Source organism: Halalkalicoccus sp. CGA53, assembly GCF_036429475.1.
Classification (GTDB): domain Archaea; phylum Halobacteriota; class Halobacteria; order Halobacteriales; family Halalkalicoccaceae; genus Natronorarus; species Natronorarus salvus.
The window spans coordinates 1,971,812-1,996,189 of record NZ_CP144125.1 but is presented as its reverse complement, the minus strand read 5'-3'; the positions used below and the strand labels follow the sequence as shown (position 1 = coordinate 1,996,189).

29 protein-coding genes and 1 tRNA gene are annotated in these 24,378 nt (G+C 66.9%); 17 read left to right on the top strand and 13 right to left on the bottom strand.

Annotated elements, in window-relative coordinates:
* Positions 1–1,262: 1,262 nt before the first annotated feature.
* Positions 1,263–1,337, bottom strand: a tRNA-Arg gene (locus V2L32_RS11895).
* A gap of 119 nt (positions 1,338–1,456) precedes the next feature.
* On the opposite strand from V2L32_RS11895, the gene V2L32_RS11890 reads away from it, so the two are divergent.
* Positions 1,457–2,038, top strand: a complete 582-nt coding sequence (locus tag V2L32_RS11890; protein WP_331232615.1) for a hypothetical protein — start codon at positions 1,457–1,459, stop codon at positions 2,036–2,038.
* Here V2L32_RS11890 and V2L32_RS11885 read toward each other — a convergent pair.
* Positions 2,035–2,337, bottom strand: a complete 303-nt coding sequence (locus V2L32_RS11885) for a hypothetical protein (RefSeq protein WP_331232614.1) — start codon at positions 2,335–2,337, stop codon at positions 2,035–2,037. The genes V2L32_RS11890 and V2L32_RS11885 overlap by 4 nt on opposite strands.
* Before the next feature lie 136 nt (positions 2,338–2,473).
* On the opposite strand from V2L32_RS11885, the gene V2L32_RS11880 reads away from it, so the two are divergent.
* Positions 2,474–2,818, top strand: a complete 345-nt coding sequence (locus V2L32_RS11880) for a hypothetical protein (protein ID WP_331232613.1) — start codon at positions 2,474–2,476, stop codon at positions 2,816–2,818.
* A gap of 1 nt (position 2,819) precedes the next feature.
* Here the strand turns inward: V2L32_RS11880 and V2L32_RS11875 are convergent, their stop codons facing one another.
* A complete protein-coding gene (locus V2L32_RS11875; RefSeq protein ID WP_331232611.1) occupies positions 2,820–3,956 on the bottom strand; it encodes an NAD(P)/FAD-dependent oxidoreductase in 1,137 nt (378 codons plus the stop codon).
* Positions 3,957–4,269: 313 nt separating this feature from the next.
* Positions 4,270–5,241: a phosphomevalonate decarboxylase MvaD gene (gene mvaD / locus V2L32_RS11870; RefSeq protein ID WP_331232610.1), complete on the bottom strand. Its 972-nt coding sequence runs from the start codon at positions 5,239–5,241 to the stop codon at positions 4,270–4,272.
* Positions 5,242–5,334: 93 nt separating this feature from the next.
* Here mvaD and nth point away from each other — a divergent pair, with 93 nt between their 5' ends.
* Positions 5,335–6,018, top strand: coding sequence for an endonuclease III (nth, locus tag V2L32_RS11865; RefSeq protein WP_331232609.1), 684 nt, complete (start codon positions 5,335–5,337; stop codon positions 6,016–6,018).
* Positions 6,019–6,143: 125 nt separating this feature from the next.
* On the opposite strand, the gene V2L32_RS11860 is transcribed toward nth, so the two are convergent.
* Positions 6,144–6,947 carry an alpha/beta fold hydrolase gene (locus V2L32_RS11860; protein ID WP_331232608.1) on the bottom strand — a complete coding sequence of 268 codons (804 nt, stop codon included), beginning with the start codon at positions 6,945–6,947 and terminating at the stop codon, positions 6,144–6,146.
* A gap of 275 nt (positions 6,948–7,222) precedes the next feature.
* Positions 7,223–7,600: a DUF7344 domain-containing protein gene (locus tag V2L32_RS11855; RefSeq protein ID WP_331232607.1), complete on the bottom strand. Its 378-nt coding sequence runs from the start codon at positions 7,598–7,600 to the stop codon at positions 7,223–7,225.
* 115 nt (positions 7,601–7,715) lie between these two features.
* On the opposite strand from V2L32_RS11855, the gene V2L32_RS11850 reads away from it, so the two are divergent.
* Positions 7,716–7,913 (top strand): hypothetical protein, encoded by a 198-nt coding sequence (locus V2L32_RS11850; protein WP_331232606.1) that lies wholly within the window; start codon positions 7,716–7,718, stop codon positions 7,911–7,913.
* Here the strand turns inward: V2L32_RS11850 and V2L32_RS11845 are convergent.
* Positions 7,910–8,392, bottom strand: coding sequence for a DUF7321 family protein (locus V2L32_RS11845; RefSeq protein WP_331232605.1), 483 nt, complete (start codon positions 8,390–8,392; stop codon positions 7,910–7,912). The genes V2L32_RS11850 and V2L32_RS11845 overlap by 4 nt on opposite strands.
* An 88-nt stretch (positions 8,393–8,480) precedes the next feature.
* Here V2L32_RS11845 and V2L32_RS11840 point away from each other — a divergent pair, with 88 nt between their 5' ends.
* The 9 genes from V2L32_RS11840 to V2L32_RS11800 all read left to right on the top strand — a co-directional run bounded on the left by V2L32_RS11840 (position 8,481) and on the right by V2L32_RS11800 (position 13,756).
* Positions 8,481–9,287 (top strand): tripartite tricarboxylate transporter TctB family protein, encoded by an 807-nt coding sequence (locus tag V2L32_RS11840; protein WP_331232604.1) that lies wholly within the window; start codon positions 8,481–8,483, stop codon positions 9,285–9,287.
* A 51-nt stretch (positions 9,288–9,338) separates the two neighbouring features.
* Positions 9,339–9,971 (top strand): halocyanin domain-containing protein, encoded by a 633-nt coding sequence (locus V2L32_RS11835; protein ID WP_331232603.1) that lies wholly within the window; start codon positions 9,339–9,341, stop codon positions 9,969–9,971.
* Positions 9,971–10,357 (top strand): DUF7318 family protein, encoded by a 387-nt coding sequence (locus tag V2L32_RS11830; protein ID WP_331232602.1) that lies wholly within the window; start codon positions 9,971–9,973, stop codon positions 10,355–10,357. The genes V2L32_RS11835 and V2L32_RS11830 overlap by 1 nt, the downstream gene beginning before the upstream one ends.
* 2 nt (positions 10,358–10,359) lie before the next feature.
* Positions 10,360–11,223 (top strand): ubiquinol-cytochrome c reductase iron-sulfur subunit, encoded by an 864-nt coding sequence (locus tag V2L32_RS11825; RefSeq protein ID WP_331232601.1) that lies wholly within the window; start codon positions 10,360–10,362, stop codon positions 11,221–11,223.
* Positions 11,220–12,026, top strand: coding sequence for a cytochrome b (locus tag V2L32_RS11820; RefSeq protein ID WP_331232599.1), 807 nt, complete (start codon positions 11,220–11,222; stop codon positions 12,024–12,026). Before V2L32_RS11825 ends, V2L32_RS11820 begins: the two co-directional genes overlap by 4 nt.
* A gap of 2 nt (positions 12,027–12,028) precedes the next feature.
* The gene (locus tag V2L32_RS11815) at positions 12,029–12,835 is read left to right on the top strand and encodes a cytochrome b family protein (protein WP_331232597.1); all 807 of its coding nucleotides are present in this window, start codon (positions 12,029–12,031) and stop codon (positions 12,833–12,835) included.
* A 4-nt stretch (positions 12,836–12,839) separates the two neighbouring features.
* Positions 12,840–13,199 carry a DUF7315 family membrane protein gene (locus tag V2L32_RS11810; RefSeq protein WP_409348368.1) on the top strand — a complete coding sequence of 120 codons (360 nt, stop codon included), beginning with the start codon at positions 12,840–12,842 and terminating at the stop codon, positions 13,197–13,199.
* Positions 13,192–13,467: a DUF7314 family protein gene (locus V2L32_RS11805; RefSeq protein WP_331232596.1), complete on the top strand. Its 276-nt coding sequence runs from the start codon at positions 13,192–13,194 to the stop codon at positions 13,465–13,467. The genes V2L32_RS11810 and V2L32_RS11805 overlap by 8 nt, the downstream gene beginning before the upstream one ends.
* 79 nt (positions 13,468–13,546) lie before the next feature.
* Entirely contained in the window at positions 13,547–13,756 is a 210-nt protein-coding gene (locus V2L32_RS11800) for a hypothetical protein (protein ID WP_331232595.1), read from the top strand.
* A gap of 405 nt (positions 13,757–14,161) precedes the next feature.
* Here the strand turns inward: V2L32_RS11800 and V2L32_RS11795 are convergent, their stop codons facing one another.
* From V2L32_RS11795 to V2L32_RS11775, 5 genes are all read right to left on the bottom strand, one after another.
* A complete protein-coding gene (locus V2L32_RS11795) occupies positions 14,162–14,593 on the bottom strand; it encodes a DUF7313 family protein (protein ID WP_331232594.1) in 432 nt (143 codons plus the stop codon).
* Complete coding sequence (locus V2L32_RS11790; protein WP_331232593.1) at positions 14,590–15,363, bottom strand: NAD(+)/NADH kinase; 774 nt, start codon at positions 15,361–15,363, stop codon at positions 14,590–14,592. Before V2L32_RS11790 ends, V2L32_RS11795 begins: the two co-directional genes overlap by 4 nt.
* A 119-nt stretch (positions 15,364–15,482) precedes the next feature.
* Positions 15,483–16,793 carry a M28 family peptidase gene (locus tag V2L32_RS11785; protein ID WP_331232591.1) on the bottom strand — a complete coding sequence of 437 codons (1,311 nt, stop codon included), beginning with the start codon at positions 16,791–16,793 and terminating at the stop codon, positions 15,483–15,485.
* A gap of 91 nt (positions 16,794–16,884) precedes the next feature.
* Positions 16,885–18,210 carry an MFS transporter gene (locus V2L32_RS11780; RefSeq protein WP_331232589.1) on the bottom strand — a complete coding sequence of 442 codons (1,326 nt, stop codon included), beginning with the start codon at positions 18,208–18,210 and terminating at the stop codon, positions 16,885–16,887.
* A gap of 145 nt (positions 18,211–18,355) precedes the next feature.
* The gene (locus tag V2L32_RS11775; protein WP_331232588.1) at positions 18,356–18,610 is read right to left on the bottom strand and encodes an MTH865 family protein; all 255 of its coding nucleotides are present in this window, start codon (positions 18,608–18,610) and stop codon (positions 18,356–18,358) included.
* Between the two features lie 131 nt (positions 18,611–18,741).
* Between V2L32_RS11775 and V2L32_RS11770 the strand changes: the two genes are divergently transcribed.
* The 3 genes from V2L32_RS11770 to V2L32_RS11760 are packed head-to-tail and all read left to right on the top strand — an operon-like array spanning position 18,742 to position 21,695.
* Positions 18,742–19,806: a polyprenyl synthetase family protein gene (locus V2L32_RS11770; RefSeq protein WP_331232587.1), complete on the top strand. Its 1,065-nt coding sequence runs from the start codon at positions 18,742–18,744 to the stop codon at positions 19,804–19,806.
* 44 nt (positions 19,807–19,850) lie between these two features.
* Positions 19,851–20,915 carry a M42 family metallopeptidase gene (locus V2L32_RS11765; protein ID WP_331232586.1) on the top strand — a complete coding sequence of 355 codons (1,065 nt, stop codon included), beginning with the start codon at positions 19,851–19,853 and terminating at the stop codon, positions 20,913–20,915.
* Between the two features lie 45 nt (positions 20,916–20,960).
* Positions 20,961–21,695, top strand: a complete 735-nt coding sequence (locus V2L32_RS11760) for a halocyanin domain-containing protein (protein WP_331232585.1) — start codon at positions 20,961–20,963, stop codon at positions 21,693–21,695.
* Positions 21,696–21,707: 12 nt separating this feature from the next.
* On the opposite strand, the gene V2L32_RS11755 is transcribed toward V2L32_RS11760, so the two are convergent.
* Positions 21,708–22,235, bottom strand: coding sequence for a type II toxin-antitoxin system RatA family toxin (locus tag V2L32_RS11755; protein ID WP_331232584.1), 528 nt, complete (start codon positions 22,233–22,235; stop codon positions 21,708–21,710).
* An 86-nt stretch (positions 22,236–22,321) separates the two neighbouring features.
* On the opposite strand from V2L32_RS11755, the gene V2L32_RS11750 reads away from it, so the two are divergent.
* Positions 22,322–24,367: an IucA/IucC family protein gene (locus tag V2L32_RS11750; RefSeq protein WP_331232583.1), complete on the top strand. Its 2,046-nt coding sequence runs from the start codon at positions 22,322–22,324 to the stop codon at positions 24,365–24,367.
* Positions 24,368–24,378 lie beyond the last annotated feature (11 nt).

Below are 24,378 nucleotides of genomic sequence, written 5' to 3'. Positions count from 1 at the left end.
CAAGACACAATGCGTGAATTGATCATATAGTCACTGATTGACACTCCTGCAGTCACTGACAGTGGTGCACACCTTGATACGAGAAATCGGTCGTCCCGATGGGTCACAACACATCAGATAATCGATTGTGTCGATTCACAGAGCGTCGGAGAGCACCGACGCGGACGTTACGTTTTCGGGCGGTGGGGTGTCACCAGATCTGTGGTGGTCCAACCCCGTGCTTCCTCGAGTCCGAAACAGCTTGGGGTGTCCGACGTACACCGTTCGGACTCGATAGCCTCTATCCGCATCTCCGTTCTCTGGACTGAACGGACGAGACCGAAGCGAATCCTCTTCGAAGGGAAATTACGATGTACTTGACAGCCGTAGAAAATCTATAAGTCAATTAACATTGTTACGGGTTTAGTCCTCTTCGGGGAGGACGGGGTGGTAAACGTGACCGAAATAACTCGACGGGCAGTACTTCGTGCGGGCGGCGCAGCAGCTATCCTGAGTACGCCCACGGCAGTCGCTGCGAACGGGAACAATCCGGGACCGCCAGTTCAAGGATCCGGGGAAGGCTCGATAACGGGCTTAGAGGTAACTCCGATCCGTGAAGTGGGCGGCAACAGCTTCGAGGATCGCATTCTTACAGGAACAGCTACCGGAACCCTAGAAGGCACCTTCGTGCAGGATACCAGTGGAATGGTGCACAAGAGCGGTCGCGTCGTCTTCGACGGCACGATGACGTTCACCGGTCGGGTAGGTGACTGTGGCGAGGGAACGCTCACCCTGGCCGTCTCAGGCCGTGGACATGTACCTGAGCCTGGCTTTCCCATTACCGAGGCATCGGTTCGGGTAATAAACCAGGCAGCGAACACCGTTGACGTCACTGGGACCGGTACCGTGCTCCAAGAAGGTCCAAACCTAACGTACGAGATCCAGTACGTCTGTAGGTAGCGTTGCTACCACGGCTTCGGTGCTGAATTAGTGCGCACGCTCTTCTGTAGCACATTGTTGATGGAGCGCTCTCTTGCGGTTTTGCTCGCAGATCACCGAATCGAGAACTGGCTATAGAGCTGGTCACTCAACTGATTGTGGTTCTCCGTTTGAGCCGACGATCCGTATCAACGATCTCCGCTAGAGCGGCGATTGGTATCATGTGAACCGCGTGGCGGCGGCGACCCCCGAGATGATTCATGTTGGAATCACTCGCGCGAACCCCCCGTCGTTTAAATACGACTGGACGCCGTCTGTGGAATCCGAACCGACACGAAGAATGATGGGCGCTGCAGGATTTGAACCCGCGGCAACTTGGTCCGAAGCCAAGCACTCTGTCCAGACTGAGCTAAGCGCCCTCGGTACCGGGTTTGGGACTCTCGCTCTTAACTCCGACGATCCGAGTTCTATCACGGTTCAACACGTCGAAAAAACGGGACGTCCGGGGAGTTATTAGCCGGGGTGACCCGGAGGGGGTATGGGCTTCGGGGAACTACAGGCGGAGAAGGTATCCGCGTACTGGAACGACCACGAGGAGGGCTTTACCACCTGGCTCGTCGGCGAGATCTACGACGACCGCCGGTCGGACCTCGAGGAGCTACTCGACCGCGAACTCGAGGTGATCGAAGCCGACGGCGTCGGCCCGTACGGGATCGACGTCCACGCTCGCGGCGTGAACACGGGCGAGCAGGTCGTGATCGAGGACTGTATCACCGAGGACCTGGACGTGCTCGCGACGCTCGCGGGTGCGGCCGAGATCGGTGCCTCGGTGATCGTCTGGATCGCACCCTCTTTCTCCGAGCGCGAACTGGACGCGCTCGCGTGGCTCGACGCGAACACCGACGCGATCGAGTTCGTCCTCGTCCAGCTCGAGATCTGGCGGATCGGCGACTCCGAACCCGCGGTCCGAATGAAGCGGCTCTCGCTCGACGCGAACTCGGTCACGCAGTTCGAGAGCCCCGCACCCAGACGGCGGAGTTCGGAGGCGGTCGGCGAGCAGCTCAGGGCGATCAACGGCCGGCTCTGGCGCTCGTTCAAGAAAGAGGACGGTTCGCTCTAGCGGGCGTAGCTCCACCAGCCGACGGCCATCAGCGCCGCGCCGATCGCCATCCCGAAGAAGTTCCGGCTTCCCGTCGGGGTCAGGAGTTCCGAGTAGAGCAGCAGCGGAACGGCGACGACGAGCGCGAGCGCAGCCCACGGGATCGCTCGACGGACGGACCTCGTCTCCCGGTCGTGGTCTCGCCGCTCCTGGAGCAGTCCCGCGATCTCGGTGCAGTCGTCGTCGGGTGTGACGGCGCGGTCGATCGTGGTCGTCCAGCGACCGGTCGAGCCGCGTGTTTCCCCCCGTTCGACTCCCATCGAGCGCCGTTCTCCCCCCGGATGCATAACCGTTCGCAAGACACGTTACGGCGCATCGGAGCTGTCGATTCCGGAGAACGACGGACGTTGCGTGCGACGGGCGTGTGTATAACCGTCGGCGCCTCGAAATCGAGGTATGGTAGTTGGATCGGTACTCGCGTTCGTCGTAGCGTTGCTCGTCGGAGGTCTCGCGATCTACCTCAGCGCCCGGGTGATCGCCGACGTGGAGGATTACAGCCACGCGGTGATCACGGCGCTGATCGGGGCGATCGCGTGGGCGGTCACGGCGTGGATTCCCCTGCTCGGACCCGTCATCGCGCTCGTCGTCTGGATCGCCGTGATCAACTGGCGCTACCCCGGCGGCTGGGTCGACTCCGTGATCATCGGCTTCGTCGCGTGGCTCTCGGCGCTCGTGATCGTCTTCGCGCTCGCGACGGTGCTCAACATCAGTGTGGGCGCGTTCGGCGTCCCCGGCATCTAGATCACCCTTCTTCGGTCGCGATTCCGAACTCCTCGTCGACCAGCTCCGCTGCGGTCCGGAGCGCGCCGATCGACGACAGGTAGCCGACACCCACGCTGGCTTTCAGCGCGTGGGCTGCCCCACCGGTGAGCACCGTCGGGCCGACCTGTGCGACCGCGCCGTCGCCGACGCTGACCAGCCAGCCGAGCGAGTCGAACGTGTAGCGCTCGGTCCGCGGTGCGAAGACGCCGTCCGAGCTGCTCTCGACCAGCGCGGCGATTCCGTCGGCGACGACGCGTGCCTCCCGGATGGCGGCCTGTGCGCTCGCCGGAACCGCCTGTCCGTCCGCGTCCACCACACGGGCGGCGTCGCCGACGACGAACGTCCGGTCGTCGAGGCGGAGGTCGGCCCGAACGAACGGTCTTCGACCTCCCAGTGCGTCCGTCCCGCGGATCCCGCCCGTCCAGACGAAGGCGTCGTACCCGATCGGGGCCCGGCCCTCGAACTCGACGCTCGATCCGGTCGCTCGCGTGAGTCTCCGGTCGGTCAGCACCTCGACGTCACGAGCTTCGAGTTCGCTTCGAACGGCCCCTCGGAAGTTCTCCGGGAAGTTCGGTGCGACCTCCGCCTCGCGCTCTGCGAGCAGGACCCGGAACTCGCGGTCGGCTTCGCGCGAGAGCGCTGCGAGTTCGCCCGCGACCTGCACGCCCGAGAGGCCCGCACCGCCGACGACGACCGTCCCGCCCTCTCGAACCCCGAGGACCGCCTCCCGAATCCGTTCGGCGTCGGGCAGCCGTTTCAGGGGTAAGCCGTGTTCGGCGACCCCCGGGAGGCCGTAGGTCGCGGTCTCGGCCCCGAGACAGATCGCCGCGTAGTCGTAGGACAGTTCCTCGCCGTCGACCTCCACCACCCGCCGGTCGCGGTCGATCCGCTCGACCCGTCCCTCCCTCGTTTCGGCGCGATCGAACAGCCCGTCGAGCCGGACGGCGATGTCGGTGGCGAGGGAAGGACGCCGGATCACCCGGTGGAGTTCGTGCTGGACGAGGTGGTAGTGGTGTTCGTCGATCACCACGAGCTCCGCGTCGTCGGGGAGCCGCGACTCCAGCCGTCGGGCGAGGGTGACGCCGGCGTAGCCCGCGCCACAGACGAGAACACGCATGCGCGTCCGTTGGAGCGACCGGCCAATACCCTGTCGGTCCGCGAGAAACCGGTGGATACGATCGAGCGAGGTCCCGAGCAGTCGATTGCTCTCGTCTCCGGGACGTCCAGGCGGTCCCGGTTCGCGGCCGTCTCGAGACGGCCGCGAACCGGAGGGGAAAGGCTGGTCCACTCGGCGAGCCGTCGTGACCGCGACGGCTCGCCTGTGGGCTCGGTGTCCTCGTGAGCGAAGCGAACGAGGGCTCGGAAGAGCCCCGCTCTTCCGGTGGACAGTAAAAGTGCGAACGCGCACATACCAGCGCGCGTGAGGGCTTTCAGAAGAGCGCCTCGTCCTCTCCGAGCAGCTCGGCCGGACCGCCCACCTCCCAGACGTGGGTCTCGACGCCGCAGTCCGAGACTGCTTTCTCGACCCGGTCCACGTGCTCGGGCAGGGTGTTCACGTAGACGCTCGCACCGGTGTCGGTCGAGTAGTAGGCGGGGACGCCATCGTCCCTGAGCTCTCTCACCGCGTCGAAGATCGCGAGGGTCTCCGGCCGCCAGTAGACCCAGCCCGCGGGACCGGTCATCGTCGTCGCCGCGAGCGAGAGCGAGTCGTGTTCGGCGAGCGAGAACGTCCGGTCGAAGTCGCCCTCTCTCAACGCATCTCTGAGTTCGGCGATCTGACCGTGCATGTGGGCCATCCGCGCGCCGAACATGTGGCTGTCGGCGGCCTCCTCGTGTGCTTCTTCCGTTTCCTTGTACGCGGGGACCAGTCCGGCGACGATCCGGAGCTCCTCCTCGAGAGCGCTCTCGATCCGCTCGGAGCGACAGTCCTCGTCGTTCAGTCCGGTGTGGAGCTGGCTGAACGCGCCGGTGACCGCCCGTGCGGCCGAGGAAGAACCACGTCGGGCGATGGTGGAAACCGTCGGGAGCGAGAGGTCGAGGCCGGCGGCCTCGCTCGCGGCGAGGGCGAGGGCGGCGAAGCCCGAGGAGGAGGAGCCGAAACCGACGTTCGAGGGGAAGTCGTTCTCGCTCTCGAAGCGCACGCGCGTGTCGACGTCCGCGAGCGTGCGGACCCGGTCGAGCACCACGGCGATCCGTTCGGCGCCCCGGCCCTCGACGCGCTCGCCGTCGAGGACGTACTCGTCCCGATCTAAGGAATCGTCGAATTCGACGGTCGTCTTCGTGTGACTCGGCGCGGTGCAGACGCTGATGCTGTCGTGGTACGGCAGTCTGAGCTCCGGGTCGCGCATCCCGTGGTACTTCGCGAGCCCCTGGATCGGGTGGGCTTTCGCGGTCGCCTTCATACGTCGACCCCCGTCCGATGCTCGCATAAGTACTGCGTTGTCCGGTCCCGGCCGAACCGAACCGCTCAAACACGCGCGAGCGAAGGCTCCCCCATGGGAAGCCCGCTCGACACGTGTGAGGGACAGATCGCGGTCGTGGTCGAACGCCTGGAGGAGGAGTACCCGGATTCGACGATCTCCCTCGACTTCTCGAACCGACTCGAACTGCTGATCGCCGTGATCCTCTCCGCACAGTGTACCGACGAGCGGGTGAACGAGGTCACGGAGGAGCTCTTCGCGACCTACCGCACACCCGAGGAGTACGCGAACGCCCCGCAGGCGGAGATGGCGGAGGCGCTCAGCTCCGTCACCTACTACAACAACAAGGCGGAGTACGTCCGCGAGGCGTGTGCGATCATCGCCGAGGAACACGACGGCGAGGTGCCGAAGACGATGGGCGAGCTCACCGACCTCCCCGGGGTGGGTCGAAAGACCGCGAACGTCGTCCTCCAGCACGGCCACGAGGTGGTCGAGGGCGTGGTCGTCGACACGCACGTGATGCGGCTCTCGCGTCGGCTCGGGCTGACCGAACGGGAGACACCCGAGGCGATCGAGCGGGAGCTGATGGAACTCGTCCCGCGCGAGCGCTGGAAGGAGTTCACCCACCTCTGTATCAGCCACGGCCGGGCGGTCTGTTCCGCGCGGAGCCCGGACTGCGGGTCGTGCGTGCTGGAGGACGTCTGCCCGTCGTCGCGGCTCGACGGCGAGGTGGATCTGGCGAGCGGCGAGCCGTGGTGATCGGAGATCTGCGGACGTCCTCGCGCGTTCTACCGCGACGGTCGGAACTCCATCGAGACGGGACTGACGGACGGAGGGGACAGGTTCCGGGAGGAGTCCGTTTCAGCGACACGCCTTCTCCCCGTTCACCCGCAGTGGCCTTCTCGTACGATCGTGAGCACCTCGTCGATGAAGAGTTCCGGCGCGGTGTTCATCGCCAGATGTCCGTGCCCCTCCAGGCTCGAAATCCGGCTGTTCGGTAGCGCGTCGTCGAGTGCCTCCGTCGCGTTCTTCACCCATTCCGGGCTCTCGCTACCGACTAACAGTACGGTCGGTGTCGTCACGTCCGCGAACCGCTCGGGCTCGAACGCGTAGGTCACGGGCGCTCGGTACTCGCGAGCCAGCGTCCGTGCCTCGTCCACGCGGGCCGACCAGTTGGGCGCCGTTCTGAGTTCGTCGATCTGTGCCTCCGGAAGGTCGACGCCCCCGCGCAGAAATAGCACGAGCGCTCGCTCGTTCTCGCCGTCCTCCACCAGCGCTTTCAACTCCTCGTACACCTCCTCGGAGTAGAGGTGGGGTATCTCCCACGGTCCTGCGGGTTCGTACACGACGAGGGTGTGCAGGTTGTCGGTTCGGAGAGCCGCCTCCAGAGCGCAGAGACCGCCGTGAGAATGCCCGAGGAGGGTCACCGGATCGTCGATCGAATCCACGACCGCGGCCACGTCCTCGAACTCCCTCTCGAGAGCGTACTCCTCGGCGTCGCCACTCTCGCCGTGACCGCGTCGGTCCATCGCGTAGACCGTCGCGTGGTTCGCCAACTTGGACCGGACCTCGAACAGTTCCCACCGCGCGTGATTGCCGGCCATTCCGTGGACGAGCACGAGCGGTGGTCCGCTTCCCGTCCGTTCGTAGGCGATCGGTGTCCCGTCCGCAGAGGCGACCGTTTGCATCGTTCTTCGGCCTACCGACTAGGCGTTCGAACTATATCGCCGTTCCGCAGCGTGCACCGCTCGTGAAGAGGGGAGCGTGGGGACCTGCGAGGGACGAGCGCTGTACGCAGCACACCATATCGTTCGATCCCCGACACAGCGACGCGAAACGATGGACAGCTCTGCCGATCCCTCTCATAGGGATCATCGTAGCCACCCGGAGCTCTCAGGCACACGTCTCATCGGTGTCGTTCGATTCGAAATCGAGGAACTACGAACTCCTACGATGATCCCTATCAGTCCTCGCCCTCGGTATCGAGATACGGATCGATCGAGGGGACGCTCTCGGTCCCACGGACCGTGTCCGTCTCCTGGTCGTACTCGACGAACCCCTCCTCGGCGAGCAGCGGGACGTGTCGGTGATAGAGCGTCATGTAGAGGTCCGCGACCGCCTCCGCCGGGATCTCCGCGAGCGGGAGCGAGCGCTCGCGGACGGCGACCTCGTCGGCGAGGTCGGCGAGGCTGACCGTCCCGTGCTCTCTGAGCACCGACAGCGCGTGGCGGCGTCGGCCGTTCGCGAGGACGGAGAACGCCCCGTCGAAGAACTCCCGTTCGTCGGCTGTTTCGGGTCGGATGCTCGTCTCCGGGTCGGCGTGGGTGTCGTGTGTCGTCATCTGCCTGTCGTCGTCCTGGGTGTGCCCGCCCGCGGTCTCGACGCGGCGGGCCGTCGATCGGTGGTGTGGGGTGCGTACATAAGGCCTTTCGGGCTTCGGTTCGAACCCCGATCCGATGACCGACGACGACCACGGACGCGACGTCGAACTGGCACACGAGGGAGACGAGGAGGAGGCCGACGAGGAGCGCGAGGTCGCCCGCGAGGCTCGCGAGGACGACACCGACGTCAGCCACTCCGAGGAGCGAGAGCGGGCGGCCAGAGAGGAGGAGAACCCCGACAACCACCGCGACGAGGAGCCCTTCAACAGCTAGAGGACGGGATACCGGAGCACGTAGCGGATCATCCCGAGTACGTAGGCGAGTAGCCAGCAGAGAACGTAGCCGGCGACGCCGACGCGCAGGCGAAACCGCCAGGCGGACATGTTCTCGTGGAGGTCGTCGATCTCGACCGCGGGGTCGGGCTCGTGGTAGAGGTTGTGTCGACGTTTCGCCTGGAAGATCCGGACGATACCGGTCAGCGCGAACAGCAGGAAGGCGTACGCCTGGAGCCCGGCGACGATGTGCATCGCGGCGAAGCCGGTCAGCTCGTCGAACATCCGCGGGGCCATCCAGAGGACGACCGGCCCGCCGGTGAGGAGGAGCCCGGTGACGATGTACCGTAGGTGACGGGTGAGCACCGTCCAGGTGACCGTCTCGGCGTCGAGGACGATCTTCGCGCCGTAGAGGTAGAAGGGGAAGCTCGCGGTCACACAGACGACGGCGGCCGTCGCCCAGAAGAACTCGCTCGTCATCGCCCGAGCTACGGAGCCATCGGCGTTAAACGGCCCGACTCCGGCCGTGTCACAACTGGTTTGAGGCTGCCGACCCTAGGGGAGCGCGATGAGCGACGCCAACCCCTCGTCGGGGTCCGAGGCCGCCGACTCCGCGCGGGGAGAGCGCCGGGGGAAGGCCGAACGAGCGGCGAGCGCGGAGCTCTCCGAGGGAGACTTCGAGTCGTTCGGCCCCCGGGAGATGGAGAAGCTCGGCCTCGAAGGGTGGGAGGCGGCGTTCGACCACGACTCCTGGATTACGGGGGAGGAGCTGATCGACCGGGTCGAACGCGACCTGCAGCGTCGGATCGCCTATCGCGACGTCTTCGCGGTACTCGAGCGTCTCGAGGAGGACGAGCCACACCTGCTCGCGTACTCGGACGAGGGATACGCGATCGTCTATCCCGACGGCGCGGTCGAGGGAACCGGAACCGTCGTCCGGGACGTCAAGCCGAGCGTCGCGCTCTGTTCGATGGACGACTACGAGGTGGAGGAGCCACCGGAGGACTGGGAGCTGCCGAGCCCCGAGGAGGTGCCCGAGGGGACCGGCGACCTGGGGAACAAGATGCTCCAGGTGCTCGCGTTCGGGCTCGGGCTCTCCGGGCTGGGGATGATCCTCGCGTCGGTCTTCTCGGGGGGAGCGATCGGGACGCGACTGATCCCGTTCGTCCTCGGGGGGATCTTCCTCGTGGGCAGTCTCTTTCTCTTCATCACGGTGGCGAACGCCCGTCTCTCCGATCGGTTCCGCGCGGTGGAGTACCGCGACCGGCTGCGCGCGGCGCACGTCCACTCGCCCGAGCGGCCCGAGTTCGTCCCGGTAGAGGGGGGTAAACTGGTGCCGATGGAGGCGGTCTCGGAGCCCGAGGAGGGCGAGTGAATGCCCGCCCATCGGTGGGTTTAAGCGAGCACGGTCCTGAGCTTTTCGTGTATGAACCGACGGGAATTTATGCGTGCAAGCGGCGGCGTAGCCGGTGGAGCCGCCGCCGCGGGCGCGGGGCTCACGGCCGGCACCGGGACGGCCGCCGCCCAGGAGGAGGCGCCCGACTGGCCGGAGGGGGTGACCGACGCGCCGAACTACAGCGAGACCGAGGACCTCCGCGGGGAGGACGAGGTCGTCGTCGACGTCGGTGCCGGCGACGGGCTCCAGTTCGCCCCGCCGGCGATCTGGATCGACGAGGGAGCGACGGTCGTCTGGGAGTGGACCGGCGAGGGCGGCGCTCACAACGTCGAGACGGTCGAGGGAGACCACGACTTCGAGAGCGAGACGACCGACGAGGCCGGCTTCACCTTCGAGCACACGTTCGAGGAGGGCGGGATCACGTTCTACCACTGCCTTCCCCACGACGCCCAGAACATGTTCGGTGGCGTCGCCGTCGGCGACGACATCGACACCGTCGAGGCGGCAGAGGGACCGGGCGCGATGGAGCCGACGGACATGGGCGTGGACATCCGCGAACACTACGTCGGCGTCGGCGCGATCCTCGCGATCGTCGTCTCGCTGATCTTCACGTTCTACACGCTCAAGTACGGCGAGTCGCCGAACGCGAAGGGGGGTAACTGATGAGCTCCTCCGGAAGCTCCTACGGCGACATCCACCGGTACGAGCCGGCACGCGAGTCGACCGTCGCCGCGATCGCGATCGTCGTCCTGACGATCATCGAGGTGGTGTTCGTCGGCGTCTTCACCTACGGGCTCGTGAGCGCGTGGGGCACCACGCAGGCCGGGAACATCTACCTCGGACTGTTGCTCGCGGCGATCTTCATCAACCTCGCGTTCATCCTGGTGCTCTACCGGAAGGAGTTCCTCCCGGACGTGATGATCGTGAAGAAACGACGGCGGAAGTGGGAGGACCTCTACGTCCGTGGGGACCAGGCCGACGGCGGGGAGTACTGGGACGGTGCCTGGGAGCACGTGAAGCGAGCGGTCTACCCGTATCACAAGAGGTAATCATGGCAGACGAAGACAAGTATCCAGTCGAATCCGATCGCCGACGGTTCGTGAAGGGAGTCGTCGGCGCGGCCGCCGTCGCCGGCTTCGGCGCCTCGGGCGCCGCGGCCGTGAACACCTCGACGCCCCCGTCGCCCGTCGGCGGCGGTGTCAGGAACTTCATGGGCACCGAGCTCGTCGACGGCCCCGCACCGAACGGGATGCCACAGATCCCCCTCCGGGTCGACGACGAGGGGTATCTGGAGGGTATCTGGCCCGAGACCGAGGAGATTGAGGTCGAGGGCGAGACGGTCGTCATCGCCGAGGAGGAACTCGGCGGCATCGAGTACTCCTCCGAGTGGTTCCACTACTGTGGGGGCCAGACGGTTCCCGGCCTCGCGCCGACGGCCGACCAGGACGACTACTTCCACTACTCCGATCTGACCCAGTACGAGTGGCAGCAGTCGGACGTCGAGGCGGGCGACCGGATCCACGTCGACGACTTCGACGACTACATGGACTGGGAGGCAGAGCAGGACATCGGGACCTCCGGTATCGGGAAGCCCGCGAACGCCCGCTGGCGGTCGGAGGGCGACGACGTCGGCTCAGCCGATACGATCCCGGTCCTGATCATCAGGAGCGAGCGGATCGAGGAGGCCGCGGCGAACGACGAGTGGATGGAGGCGAGCACCGACGAGGGGTTCATCGCCGTCTACAACACCTGTACGCACTTCTGCTGTATCCCCGGCTGGAAGGTGACCCGCGAGTCGATGCAGTTCGGCACCGGTGACGAGATCTACTGCCAGTGTCACCAGTCGGTCTACGACCCGTTCACGATCCTCGAACAGAGCTTCGTCTCACTGCCCAGAGAGGACGACGACCTATGAGCCTCGAACCACGCGACGAGCTCGACAACCGGGCCTGGATGGACGAGCGCGACCTCTCGCCGATCGAGGAGGGCTATCTCTACGGGCTGATGTACCTCGACAAACGGCTCCGGATCGTCGACTACCTCGAGCTGATGGAGGACATGTACTACAAGATCAACCTCCAGATGCCCAAGAGCCACACCGAGCAGTATAACCTCGACAACAAGTTCTGGTACTGGTATCCGCTCTACTCGCTCGGGTTCTTCTCGATCCTCGCCTACATCGTCGCGGCGGTTACGGGGGGAATCCTCGGCTTCTACTACTCGCCGTCGACGGCCGAACACCCCGAGTACGCCTACGTCGCCTACGCTCACGTCGCCCAGACGATCATGATCGACCTGAACTTCGGGTCGTTCCTCAGGAGCTTACACCGCTGGTCCGCCCAGATCATGACCGCGGCGGTGTTCTTGCACATGCTGCGGGTCTACTTCACGGGCGCGTACAAAGAGCCCCGGGAGCTGAACTGGCTGCTCGGCATCGTGCTGATCAGCCTGACGATGGTCTTCGGCTACACGGGCTACCTGCTGCCCTGGAGCCAGCTGTCGTACTGGGCGGGTCAGATCGGCGTCGAGATGGCGCTGTCGATCCCGCTGATCGGAGAGTGGACCGCCCAGTTAGTCTTCGGCGGGTTTACCCTCGGAGAGCCGACGATCCAGCGGATGTACATCCTCCACGTGTTCATCCTGCCGTTCGTCGTCACCGCGCTGATCGCGATCCACGTGGGGATCGTCTGGATGCAGGGGATCGCGGAGCCACACTGATCATGACCGAGAGAGACACCACCGACGACGCCAGAACCGACGGGGGCGAGGCCCCCGAGACCGACGGCGGGCTGCCGGCGAACGTCCCGCCGGACGACGAGACGCCCACCTGGCACGACCGGAAGGCGAGAACGCAGGGGCTCTCGCGGCTCACCTACGAGTACTTCGAGCGGGCGCGCTACGAGGATCAGGTGCTCAGACAGGGCTCCGACTACGTCGAACGCGACGTACTCGCCTTTCCGACCTGGCCCCACGAGACGATCCGAAACCTGGCGATCACGAGCTTCTTCCTCGGGATGATGTTCTTCGTCGCCGCGGCGTTGCCGCCGCACCTGCCGGACCCGGCGGACCCCTCGAACACCCCGCCGGTGATCCTCCCCGACTGGTATCTCTACTGGTCGTTTGGACTGTTGCATCTCGACCCGATCAACCCGAACCTGGCGATCCTCGGTGGCGACAAGATCGTCTCGGATCGCGTCTACGGCGTGCTCGCGAACCTGGTCGTCGTCGGCTTCATCGCCATGGTGCCGTTCCTGAACAAGGGCTCGGCACGCCGGCCGGTCGAAGAGCCGTTCTGGGCGGCGCTCGGCGTCGCGGGCGTCGTCTTCGCGATCACCATCGCGATCGTCCCGATCCAGAACATCGTCGCGGAGTTCATCGCGATCATGACGATCGACCTGCTGTTCGCGCTCTCGTTCATCCTCCCGGTGGTCGCCTTCTTCATCGCCTACGCGGTGTTGAAGACGATGCAGGAGGGCTACATGTACGAGCTGAACAAGCGGTACTACCGCCTGCGGCCGCCGCGGTAGTTTGATGAACTCTTCCGAGCAGCCGACGGTCGAGAGCGAACGGTCCCCGGAGAGCGCCGACGGTGCGGTCGAAGGCGAGGGTCCGCGCTCACGGTCCGTGGCCGTCCCGATGCGGATCTACAAGGCGGTGACCGTCTTCTCGACGCTGATCGCCGTCTTCGGCGTCGTCGGGGGGTTCGTCGTCCTCGACGCGGCGACCAACCGGGCGACCGCGGATCTCGAGGAGATCAGCCTCCCGCTCGCCCTGCTCGGGCTGGGACTCATCGTCGGGGCGTCGGCTGTCTACGCCTTTTCGACCCGGTTCGAGGCCGAGGAGATGAGAAAACCTAAAGAGCGGTCCGACGAAGGACCCGGTAATGGCTGACGAGTTCATCAAGGGGCTCGCGATCCTCACCGGCTCCGGCATGGTCTGGTTCACCGTGGCCTCCTGGTACCGGACCGAGGGCTTCGGCGGCACCCAGCTGATCGCACCCCGACCCGAGGAGGACCTCGGGACCTACGGCGAGGCGCTGATCGTGGTCGGCGACATCGCGCTCTACTTCGCGCTCATCGGCGCGATCACCTTCTGGGTGCTGGTCCCCGCCTTCCGCGAGGGCCGACGCGCCTGGGACGAGCGCCAGCGCGCGGAGTGAGACGGGTTTCGGCTCCGATACGTCCCGTATCGCTCTCTCCGACGAAACGGTTTCATCGGTTCCTCGCTACTCTACCGATATGTCCACCAGCGTCGAAACCCCTGACGCGAACGAGACGTGTGCGTACTGTGGGTCGCGGCTCTTCCACCACGACCCGATCTGTGTGCGCGACTGCACCGATCGCTGTGGCTCGCCGACCTACTTCTGTAACTACGCCTGTCTCTCGGTCTACGTCGAGGCGCACGAACTGCCCGTGGGCGACGCCTGCGAGTGGTCGCCGGAGGTGTAAGCGATCGGTGGCCGCTCTCACTCGAAGGCGGGCGACGCCGTCGGAGAGGAGACGCTCGCGACCGCGAGGCCCACTCCAGGGGCTACGGTACACTCCCCGGCACCGGGTCGTCCACCGAGGAACGTTCCGACGAGGAGCGTCGTGACGGCGGCGGCGGCGAGCGCCCCGGAGCCAGTCCGAGCGGAGATCGATCGTCCCCGGGTGTCTACGGTGCGTCCGACTCCCCGACTCCTGAACGTTCGTAAGATCGACGGCGGTCTGGGGGAGTTAGGTGCCTCGGGTCCGAACCTCGACCCGTATGCCCGGTCCACCGTTCGTCGAGGGCGAGTACCTCGATCTCCACCGGTCCGGGCTGCTGGTAGAGGAGTGGCGATCGCGGAGCCGGGAGGAGTGATCGGACGCGGATCAGACGATCGCGTTCCAGTACGGCGCGACGAGGAAGAAGAAGGCGACGTACATGGCGTAGAGCAGCAACAGGACCGACGCGGCGATGGCGGCCCTGGGGGTGCCGATCGGCCGGTCGTTTCGCGCCTCGACCCTGCGGGTCTCGAACTCGAAGAAGTCGGTGACGAACAGCCCGATGGCGACCACCGAGAAGAGGACCCCGAAGAACACGTCGATCGTCGCGTAGTAGAGCCCGGCGAGCACGAGGACGACGTTCGAGAGCTCGTGGATCCGGTGGCGCTCGATGCCGTCTTCGCCCCCTTCGTCGGCGGCTTCCACGTGCGAGCGGTGTGCGAGGTGCCTGGTCGCGAGGTTGACGAGCACCAGCCCGAACAGGACGAACCCCATGAACGGCGCGAGCGCCGGGTCCGGGTCGAGCAGCAACGGTATCATGGCCGAGTATCGGACGTAGGTCCATTAGAGTGTTTCTGATCGGCACGGGGGAGAACGGTCCGGACCGTCGCCTCGCGGGTGAGCGTGAGGCGGTCGGGGGGCGTGAGCGTCGCCCGTTCGGAGCCGTCACAGCGGAGCGAGACCCGCTCCTCGTCGCGAAGCACCGAGACCGAGAGGTGTTCGGGGTCGAGGATCCACCGCCGGTCACGGGTGTGAAACGGGGCGATCGGCACGACGCTCACAGCGTCGATCCCGGGAGCGAGCACCGGACCGCCCGCGTCCGTCGCGTAGGCCGCGCTGCCCGCGGGCGTCGCGATCACGACGCCGTCGGCACGCACCGTCGCGACGCGTCGGCCGTGGTCGATCGCGAACTCCGAGATGCGGGCGGGCTCGCTCGTCACTAGCGTCACGTCGCCGAAGGAACTCCCGACCGACTCGCCTCCGACCTCGACCGAGAACAGCGGGTGTCGTCGTTCTTCCCGATCGCCGTCGAAGACTGCGTCGAGCGCCGTCGGCACCTCGACGCGGTCGATCGACGTCACCCCTCTGCCCGTCTCCACGGGGAGGACGGGCACCCCCGGTCGTTCGTTCGCGACCGCGAGCAGCGCCTCCCTCCCGACGGCGACGACGAGTTCCCGTGCCCGGGGGCACACGCGTTCGGCGTCCCCGACGAGGTACGTCTCGTCCCGTCGCGAGAGCGCCTCGGCGAGCTCGCTCGGCTCGCTCGCCCCGACGATCCCGACGGCAACGCCCTCCTCGCACGCGGTCATGCCCTCACCTCCGAAGCGCGGGGGCGAAAAGACTGCGGTCTCTGATAGGGGCCGTTGTAACCGATTACCGGTGGTCGACCGAGAGGGTGTCGATCACCGGGAAGGGACGACACCGATCCCTATGACTCGTACGGCCAGTCGCCGATCACCCTCATCCCCTCGGCTTGGCGCTCGTCCTCCAGTGCCCCGGCGATCTCCTCTGGTGTCTTGTGCTCGACGGAGAACCCCTCGCTCGCGAGGTCCACGACGAGGTCCGTCAGGAGGACCGCCTGCTCTCGCAGCGTGCGGACCTCCACCTTGTCGAGCGTGTCGGCGAACGTGTGACCCCACCCGCGGCCGAGTTCGCCCGTGTCGCTCATCACGTGGTAGCCCGGAACGCCCCAGGTGACGAAGGGCCAGTGATCGCTGTGTGGCCCCATCGTCGGCTTCGTCTGCACCGGGTGGGAAAAGCGCTCTCCGACGCGTTCTGCGGCCTCACCCAGCTCCTCGAACCCGTGGGTGGTGAACTCGAGGGTCCGGCCCCGGACGACGCCGTCGTTGTTCAGGATCGCCTTGATCGAGTCGTGGTCGGTCCGCTCGGCGTGGTAGTTCGAGCCGTCGAGACCGACCTCCTCCGCGCCGTAGGCGACGAACTCGACGCGGGTGTCCAGGTCGTCTTCGCGCGACGCGAGCGCGTTCGCGATCTCGACGACCATCGCCGTCCCGGCACCGTTGTCCATGGCGCCTTCGGCGATGTCGTGAGCGTCGAGGTGGCTCGTCACGAGCACCCGCTTCTCCGTCTCCGGACCCAGTTCGGCGTGGACGTTCCGGCTCGTCGCGTCGTCGATCTCCGCGTCGACCGTCACCGAGATCTCCTCGCCCTCGAACCGGCGGGCGAGCCGAGCGCCGACCTCGGTGCTCACGCCGACCGCCGGGACGTCCCCGATCGGGTCCTCGGCGGTGCCGACGCTCCCGGTGGGTGGGAGACAGCCTTCGACGTGGTTCCTGTAGACGAACGCCGCCGCACCGCCGGAGACCGCGTAGTAGTACTTCTCTCGTCGGTGGATGTAGCGGTCGTAGTAGTTCGGGATGTCGCTTCGACACATCACCACCTTCCCCTCGATCTCCGCCTCCTCGAAGTCGGCAGGGAGACCGTAGCCCAGGTCGACCAGCTCGCCCGACGCCTCCTCGCTGGGGCTGCGTGGGAGGGCGATACAGTTCTGGGCCGTCTCCCCTGCCCGAATCTCGCTCGATCCACGTTCCCAGCCCTGGATGTCGAACGCCTCGCTGCGGACGTTTCGGGCACCCGCCGCCGAGAGCGCCTCCTCGACCCGATCGGCCGCCTCGTCTTCGCCCTCGCTCCCTGCCATCCGGTTCCCGATGTCGACGAGTTCGGTGAGGAGAGTCCATCCCGCGTCGCTGGTGAACGTCTCTCCGATCCACTGCGTCATGAGGTGGCGTGTCGCCGGGAGCGCCATACCTATTTCGAATCGCAGTAGGAGTCCCCGTCGGGAAGACGGGTGTGGATCGACCGGTCTCCGCCTACGCCTCGGCCGTCCCGTGTCTCGACTCCCGGTAGACGCGGGGGCTGAACAGCGCCGCGATACAGAGGAGTCCGCCGACAGCACCGACCGCGAGCACGCCGAAGCTCGTGCGCAACCCCATCGTGTCGGCGATGTAGCCGATGACGACGGGGTAGACGGAACTGCCGACGAGCGCGAGCGTCCAGATGTAGCCGAACGTCCGGCCCTCGTACGCCGCGGGGGTGATGTCGCTGATCAGCGCGTCGCGAGCGGGGTTCAGCCCGAACAGCGTGACCCCGAGGAGGACGAACGCGCCCGCGAGCAAGAGCGGGGAGAGGGGAAGCGCCGCGAGACCGAGCAGACCGACGGCCGAGACGCCGAGCAGCGTCACGAGCACGGTCCGGTGGTCGTAGACGTCGGTCACGCCCCCGACGACGAGCTGGGAGAGCGCCCCGCTGATCAGCAACAGCCCGAAGTAGAAGTTGGCGACCGACGCGGGTGCGAGGTCAACGCCGGCGACCGACAGCGAGTAGCCGTAGACGTCGGAGACGAACACGGGAGTGTAGGTCATCAGCCCGTTGCCGGCGAAGAGGATGAAGAAGAAGCTCAGGACGACCGCGGCCATCGGGAAGAGGAAGCTCCGGGGAGAGGAGCGCCAGTCGACGTCCGCCCCCTCCGAACCCTCCTCGTCGTTCGACGGCGGGCGGGTCTCGTACCGTCCGGAGCCGAAGACGACGAGGAGGGCAAGGGCGAACGCGAAGCCGAAGAGGCTGACGCCGACGAGAATCGACTCCCAGGTGAACAGCAGGATGAACACGCCGACGAGCAGCGGCGCGCCGGCGTCACCGACCTTCGAGGCGGAGCCCCACATCCCGAGCACCTTCCCCTTGTTCTCGGGGGCGACGTTCGCGGAGATGAGCGGGTAGCCGACGGGGTGGATCGCGCTGTAGCCGACGCCCGCGGTGAACATCCCGAGCGCCATCACCTGGTACGAGCCGTCGAACGTCTGCCCCCAGAGCGTGAGCTCCGGCAGCAGCGCGCCGGCGGTCGGCGCGAGGACGAATACGAGGTAGCCGATCCCCATCGCGACGAAGGCAGGAACCAGGAGATACTGGCGGTCGTACCGGTCGGAGAGGACGCCCATCGGTGCCTGGAAGAGCCCGCCCGCGAACATGTAGACGGAGACGAGCAGGCCGAGCTGCCAGAGCGAGGCGTCCAGATCGACGACGAGTATCGGGATGAGCGGGGGAAAGAGCCTGAGAAAGAGGTGCTGGCCGGCATGGATCGAGGCGACGAGGAGGCCGAAGAGGAGCTCCTCTCGCGGCATCGCGAAGAACGCACGCATGAGACCCCCGTTCCGGGCGGAGGGACTTCGCTGTTCACGTTGCGGTCATCGCGGCCGCCACGTACCGGATGCTCTCCCGGTCCTCGCGGTGCTCGGCGGATCGATAGAGGGCTCGCCTCGGAGCCGTGGACCTCGAGAAGCGGGGCTAGATCTCGCCCTGCTCGTCAAGGGCGTCCATCACGTCGTCGACGAGGCTGTCGGGGTCCTCGTACGGGAACTCCTGGTGGCCGCCGAGTTTCGTCGCGAGCTCCATCGCGGTCATCGAGAAGTCGCCGGAATCGAATCGCGTCGCCGGGCCGTTCGGCAGCGCCGGGACGAGGTCCATCTGGTTCTTCACCGGGTAGTCGGCGCCGGAGAACGCGTCGTGGAACTGCTGGCGGAGTTCGTCTCTGTCGACCATGGGGGACCTGTCGCCGCGCGGGGCAAAAACGTTCTGAAACCCGGAAGAACCCGGAGCGGGTTTCGAGGGCAGGCACGGCGGGCGTCGGGGTGTGAACGAAGGTTTTTCACGGGGGATGGTGAACCCCGGGTATGCGAGAGGTGCTGGCGGAGTGGCAGCCGATCGTCGACGCAGCCATCGAGGAGCTGTTGCCGCGGGAGATCGACGAGGCGTACCTCGAGCGCTACTTCGGCCCGGCGAGTCACCGCTACGACTCGGTAGCGCTCCAGGCGGCGCTCGCCGACCCGATCTGGGACCTGCTGGACCGGGGCGGAAAGCGCTGGCGGGCGGTCGTCACGCTCCTCCTGATCGACGGCTTCGGCGCCGACCCACACGAGTACCTCCCCTACGCCTGCATCCCGGAGATCCTCCACAACGGGACGATCATCGTCGACGACGTCGAGGACGGCGCGACGAAGCGCCGGGGCGAGACCGCCCTCCACCACCGGTTCGGGACCGACGTCGCGCTCAACGCGGGCAACGCGATGTACTTCCTCCCACTGAAGGTCGTGAGCGCGAACCCCGCCGGACTGAACGCCGAGACGCGACTCTCGATCTTCGAGATGCTGATGTACGAACTGAACCGCACCCACCTCGGCCAGGGGATGGACATCTACTGGCACAACACGGCCGACGCCGAGGTGAGCGAGGCGGAGTATCTCGAGATGTGTGCGTGCAAGACGGGCTGTCTCGGCCGGATCGTCGCCCGCCTCGCCGCGATCCTCACCGGCCAGCCCGAGGAGACCGAACGGGAGGTCGCGAAGTACGCAGAGGAGATGTCGATCGCGTTCCAGATCGGCGACGACATCCTCGACATCGAGAGCACGATCGCCGAGGACGGCGTGTTCGGGAAGGCCTACGGAAACGACATCCGCGAGGGAAAGCGGACGCTGATCGCGATCCACGCCGCGGCGAACGCCCCGGCGGCCGATCGGGAGCGACTGATGGAGATCCTCCAGGCGAGCGAGAACACGCGCGAGGAGATCGACGAAGCGATCGGGCTGCTCCAGGAGACGGGGAGCGTCGAGTACGCCAGAGAGCGCGCGCTCGCGTTCGCCGCACGCGCCCGCGAGCACCTCGCGGCGGTCGACCTGGAGGAGGCCCGGGCCGAGGAGCTCTCTGCGTTCACACGCTACGTGATCGAGCGCGAGGTGTAGGGCGAACCCTTCGAGTTTATACACGACGGGCGGCGAGGGTGTCCATGAAGCTCACTCCAGGCTTCGATTTCGAGTTGCTCACCGATCTGACGGAGACGCCCGGCGTCCCGGGCTACGAGGACGACGTCCGGGCGCTGGTCGAGGACGCGCTCTCGCCCGAGGTCGACGAGATCCGGACCGACGCGATGGGCAACGTCGTTGGGACGGTTCACGGTGTCGAGAACCCCGACTACGAGGTGACGGTCGCGGCGCACATGGACGAGATCGGGTTCATGGTGAGCCACGTCTCCGAGGAGGGGTTCGTCTCGGTCGATCCGCTGGGCGGGTTCGATCCACGGGTGCTGAAGGCCCAGCGCGTGCGGATCCACGCGGAGGACGGCTCGCTCCCGGGCGTGATCGGCTCGCCGCCACCGCACACGCTGGACGACGAGGACCTGGAGAAGAAGCCGAAGACCGAGGACGTCCGGATCGACCTCGGACTCGACGGCGAGGCGGTCTCCGACCTCGTCTCCCCGGGCGACCTGGTGACGATGGAACAAGGGACGGAGATCGTCGGCGAGACGGTGACGGGGAAGGCGCTCGACGACCGCGCGAGCGTGCTCGCGACGATCGAGGCTGCCCGACGGATCGGCGACCCCGACGTGACCGTACACTTCGCCGCGACGGTCCAGGAGGAGGTCGGGTTGCGCGGGGCGCGGGCGCTCGGGGTGGACATCGACTCCGACCTCGCGATCGCGCTCGACGTGACCGTGGCGAACGACGTCCCCGGCTTCGAGGCGGGGAAGTACGTCACCGAACTCGGCGAGGGTGCGGCGATCAAGCTGAAGGACTCGAGCGTGATCACGAACCCGAAGGTGAACCGCAGGCTCCGCGAGGTCGCAGAGCGCGAGGGGATCGCCCACCAGTTCGAGATCCTCCCGGCCGGCGGGACGGACACGGCGGGCTTCCAGACGCCCGGTGGGGCGACGCCGGTCGGCGCCATCTCGATCCCGACGCGGTATCTCCACACGGTGACGGAGATGGCTCACCTCGCCGATATCGAGGCGACCATCGACCTGCTCTCGGCGTTCCTCGGGAGCGAGACGGGCGATCACGAGTACCGCCTCTGAGGTGGAACCAACATATTCAGTACGGGCGGTCCCCAACGCCCGTCTATGACCGAGGAGACCGAGCGTTTCTCGCGCCGGACGTTCCTGATCGCGACCGGAGCCGGGGCCGCGGCCGGAGCGGGAGCGACGCCGGCGGCCGCACAGGAGGACGACGAAGAGGAGGCCGAGGAGGAAGAGAACGGAGAGGAGGAAGAGGGAGAGGAGAACGGCGAGGAAGAGGAGGAGGGTGACGACGGCGAGGAGGCAGACGGCGATGTCGAGCCGGACTGGCCGAGCGAGGTCGAGGAGGCGCCGAACTTCGACGGGACGACCGACCAACGGGGTGAGGACGAGGTGCAGGTGACGGTCGGTGCGGGCGACGAGGGGCTCTCGTTCGATCCGCCGGCGATCTGGATCGACGAGGGCGCGACGGTCGTCTGGGAGTGGTCCGGCGCGGGCGGGGCTCACAACGTCTCGACGATCGACGGCGATCACGACTTCGAGAGCGACACGACCGACGAGGAGGGGTTCACGTTCGAGGAGACGTTCGAGGAGAGCGGGATCACGGCCTACGAGTGTACGCCCCACGCCGCACAGAGCATGTTCGGCGGGGTCGCCGTCGGCGACGACATCGACACCGTGGAAGCCGAGGGCGAGGCGGAAGCGGCCGGCGGTGGGGGCGGCGTTCCGCTCCCCGATTCGGCGCGGGCGCTCGGCGTGGCGACCGTCGTCGCCGCGGGCTCGACGCTCGGCCTCGCCTACGTCTTCATGAAGTACGGCGGTGACTACGAGGAACGGTAGTCAGTATCCAACTTAGATCGAGTCCGGCGTGCGGTGGATCGTCAGCTCCACGTCGCGTCGTTCGCCCTCCAGATCGGCGACGATCCGTTCGACGACGCGCTGGGCCTCCTCGACGATCAGCGGTTTCGCCTTGTCTATCACCCAGCCCATCGAGACGAACCTGGGGAGGCCGAGCGTGTCCGAGTTCGCCGTCTCCGGGTCGAAGTCGACTCGCAAGCTGAGCCGTGAGGCCTCGCCGTCGGCGGGGGCCTCCTCGGGTGCCGGCTCTATCGCCCAGTAGCCGTGGGCGTTCAGGTCCTTCACGAGCTTCCAGTCGAGGCGGTGTGGCGGCTCCGTCTCCGTCACCTCCGAGTGGGCCGTGTAGGAGAGCTTCCACCACGCGAAGCGGAGGTCGTAGCGGGTGCCGGGGGTGCCGTCGCCGTGCTGTCTGACGTCGGTCAGGTGCTTCGAGTAGCGGGCGTACCGGGGGAAGTCGACGATGAACTCGTAGACCTCCTCCGGGGGGAGTCTGATCACCGTGCTCACTTCGACTTCGTCCACGCCCTCCGTACCGACGACTGGACCCTAAGTGTTCGGTCTCCGCGTCATGGCCTGGGTATAAGCCGCCCGCTTTCGAACCCACGGCGATGGCAACCGGGGACCCGGATCGGCTCGCCACGGACGCCGAACGCGAGGCGTTCGCCGCAGCGACGTACTACGCCCGGGTCCACGACATCTCATCTCCCCCGGAGGAGGCGTACCTCTCCCTCCTGCCCGCTGCACGCCGGGAGATCGCCCACCGGTTTCTCACCGGGCTGCTCCGCGGTGATCCCGACGGTCTCGTGGACCCGGTCACGGTTCAGGTGGGCGGTCCGATTCCGGAACCGATCACATCGGTCCTAGGACACTCGGGTGGGGTCGAGTGCGTTCGCGCGGTTCGTTCTCGGGTACCCGAGACGGATCGGGTGACGGTGTGTCCGCTTCCCGAGAACGGATCGGCCGTCGCGGTGGCCGTCGAGGCGACTCACGGCTACGGTCGAGCGCGACTCACCGGCGACGTCTACCGCTGTTTCGCGGACCGGAGGGAACGACTCGTCCACCCGCGGGAGCTGATCGGCCCGCTCGTCGCGGAGGGCGCGTTCTCGAGCGACGAGCAGGCGGCGCGTGTTCGGAACGAACTCGACGAGAGCGTCGCGAACCTCGCGCTCTCACGGCTCGTCCGATCCGTCCTCGACGACCGTGTCGGCGACGCCTCGTCGGTCCTCGATAGACTCTCCGCGCTCCCCGGCGCCGACGCCAGCGCCGCGCTCGAACGGCTCGCGACGGAGGGGCATCCGTACCACTACGGCGCGAAGCTCCGACGCGGGATGAGCGCGGTCGAGTCCCTCTCCTACGCACCCGAGTTCGCCCCGACGATCGACGTCCGGTTCGCGGCGGTCCGACGCGAGTGTGCGATGTGCTCCCGCTCGGGCGAGCGCGGGCTCACCGAACGGCTGTTCGAGGCGTTCGACGGGCTCTCGGGGGCCACCGAGCGGGCGCTCCCTGCCGGGAGCGGTTCGGAAGAGTACGTCGTGATCCCGGTCCACCCCTGGCAGTACCACCACGTGCTGCCGGAGCGATACGCGGAGCAGCGTGCGGACGGCAGGATCGTCCTCGTCCCCTACAGCCACCCGGCGACGCCGCTCTCGAACCTCCGGACGGTCGTCCCGTACCCGACCGACGGGGGGACAGCCCTCCCGCACCTCAAACTCGCGGTCGACGTCCAGACGACGAACGTCGTCCGATCGGTCTCGCCACAGGCGGTCGCGAACGGCCCGCGGGTGACGAGGCTGCTCGCGACGATCCGGGAGCGGGAGGCGTTCGAGACGCTTGGACCCCTCGACGAACCCGCCGCGGCGTGCTACTACGAGCCGGGTGGGGTCCACACCGAGGGGGAGGCGTTCGACGACGCCCGCCACCTCTCGGGGCTGCTCCGGGAGAACCCCGTCTCGCACCCCCTGGTCGGTTCGGAGCGGACGCCGATCGCCGTCTCGGCGCTCTCGGCCCGATCACCCACGACCGGCCGCCCGATCGTCCGGGACGTGATCGACCGGTTCGCCGAGACAGAGGGGATAACGGAGGGGAGACGCGCGGCCTCGTCGTTCGTCGAGCGTTATCTCGAGGTGACGATCCCCGACCAGCTCGCGCTCCTCACGACCTACGGGATCGCCCTCGAGTCACACGCACAGAACTCGCTCCTCGTGGTCGAGGAGGGCCGACCGGTCGCGACCCTGGTTCGTGATTTCGGCGGGATCCGCCTCCTCGGAGAGCGCCTCTCCGTACACGGTCTCGGACTCGATCCGTATCCCGACTCGGATCTCGACGCCGACACCGAAATCGACCTCTACGAGAAGCTCTACTACGCGCTCTTTCAGAACCAGCTCGCGACCGTCTTCGACGCGGTTTCGCGGTCGACGTCGCTCTCGGAGGCCGAGTGCTGGTCCCTCGCCCGTTCGCGGTGTGCGGAGACGTTCGAGGCGCTCGCGGCCTCGTCGATACCCGGAGAGCGAGTCGAACGAGATCGGGCGGCGCTGTTCGCCGATCGCGCGACGCACAAGGCGCTGACGGCGATGCGGCTCGCGGGAAAGTGCCACGAGTACGTCACGAGCGAGGTCCCGAACCCGCTCTCGGCTCCCGGGGAGCCACAGTTTTAACGCGGGGTCGA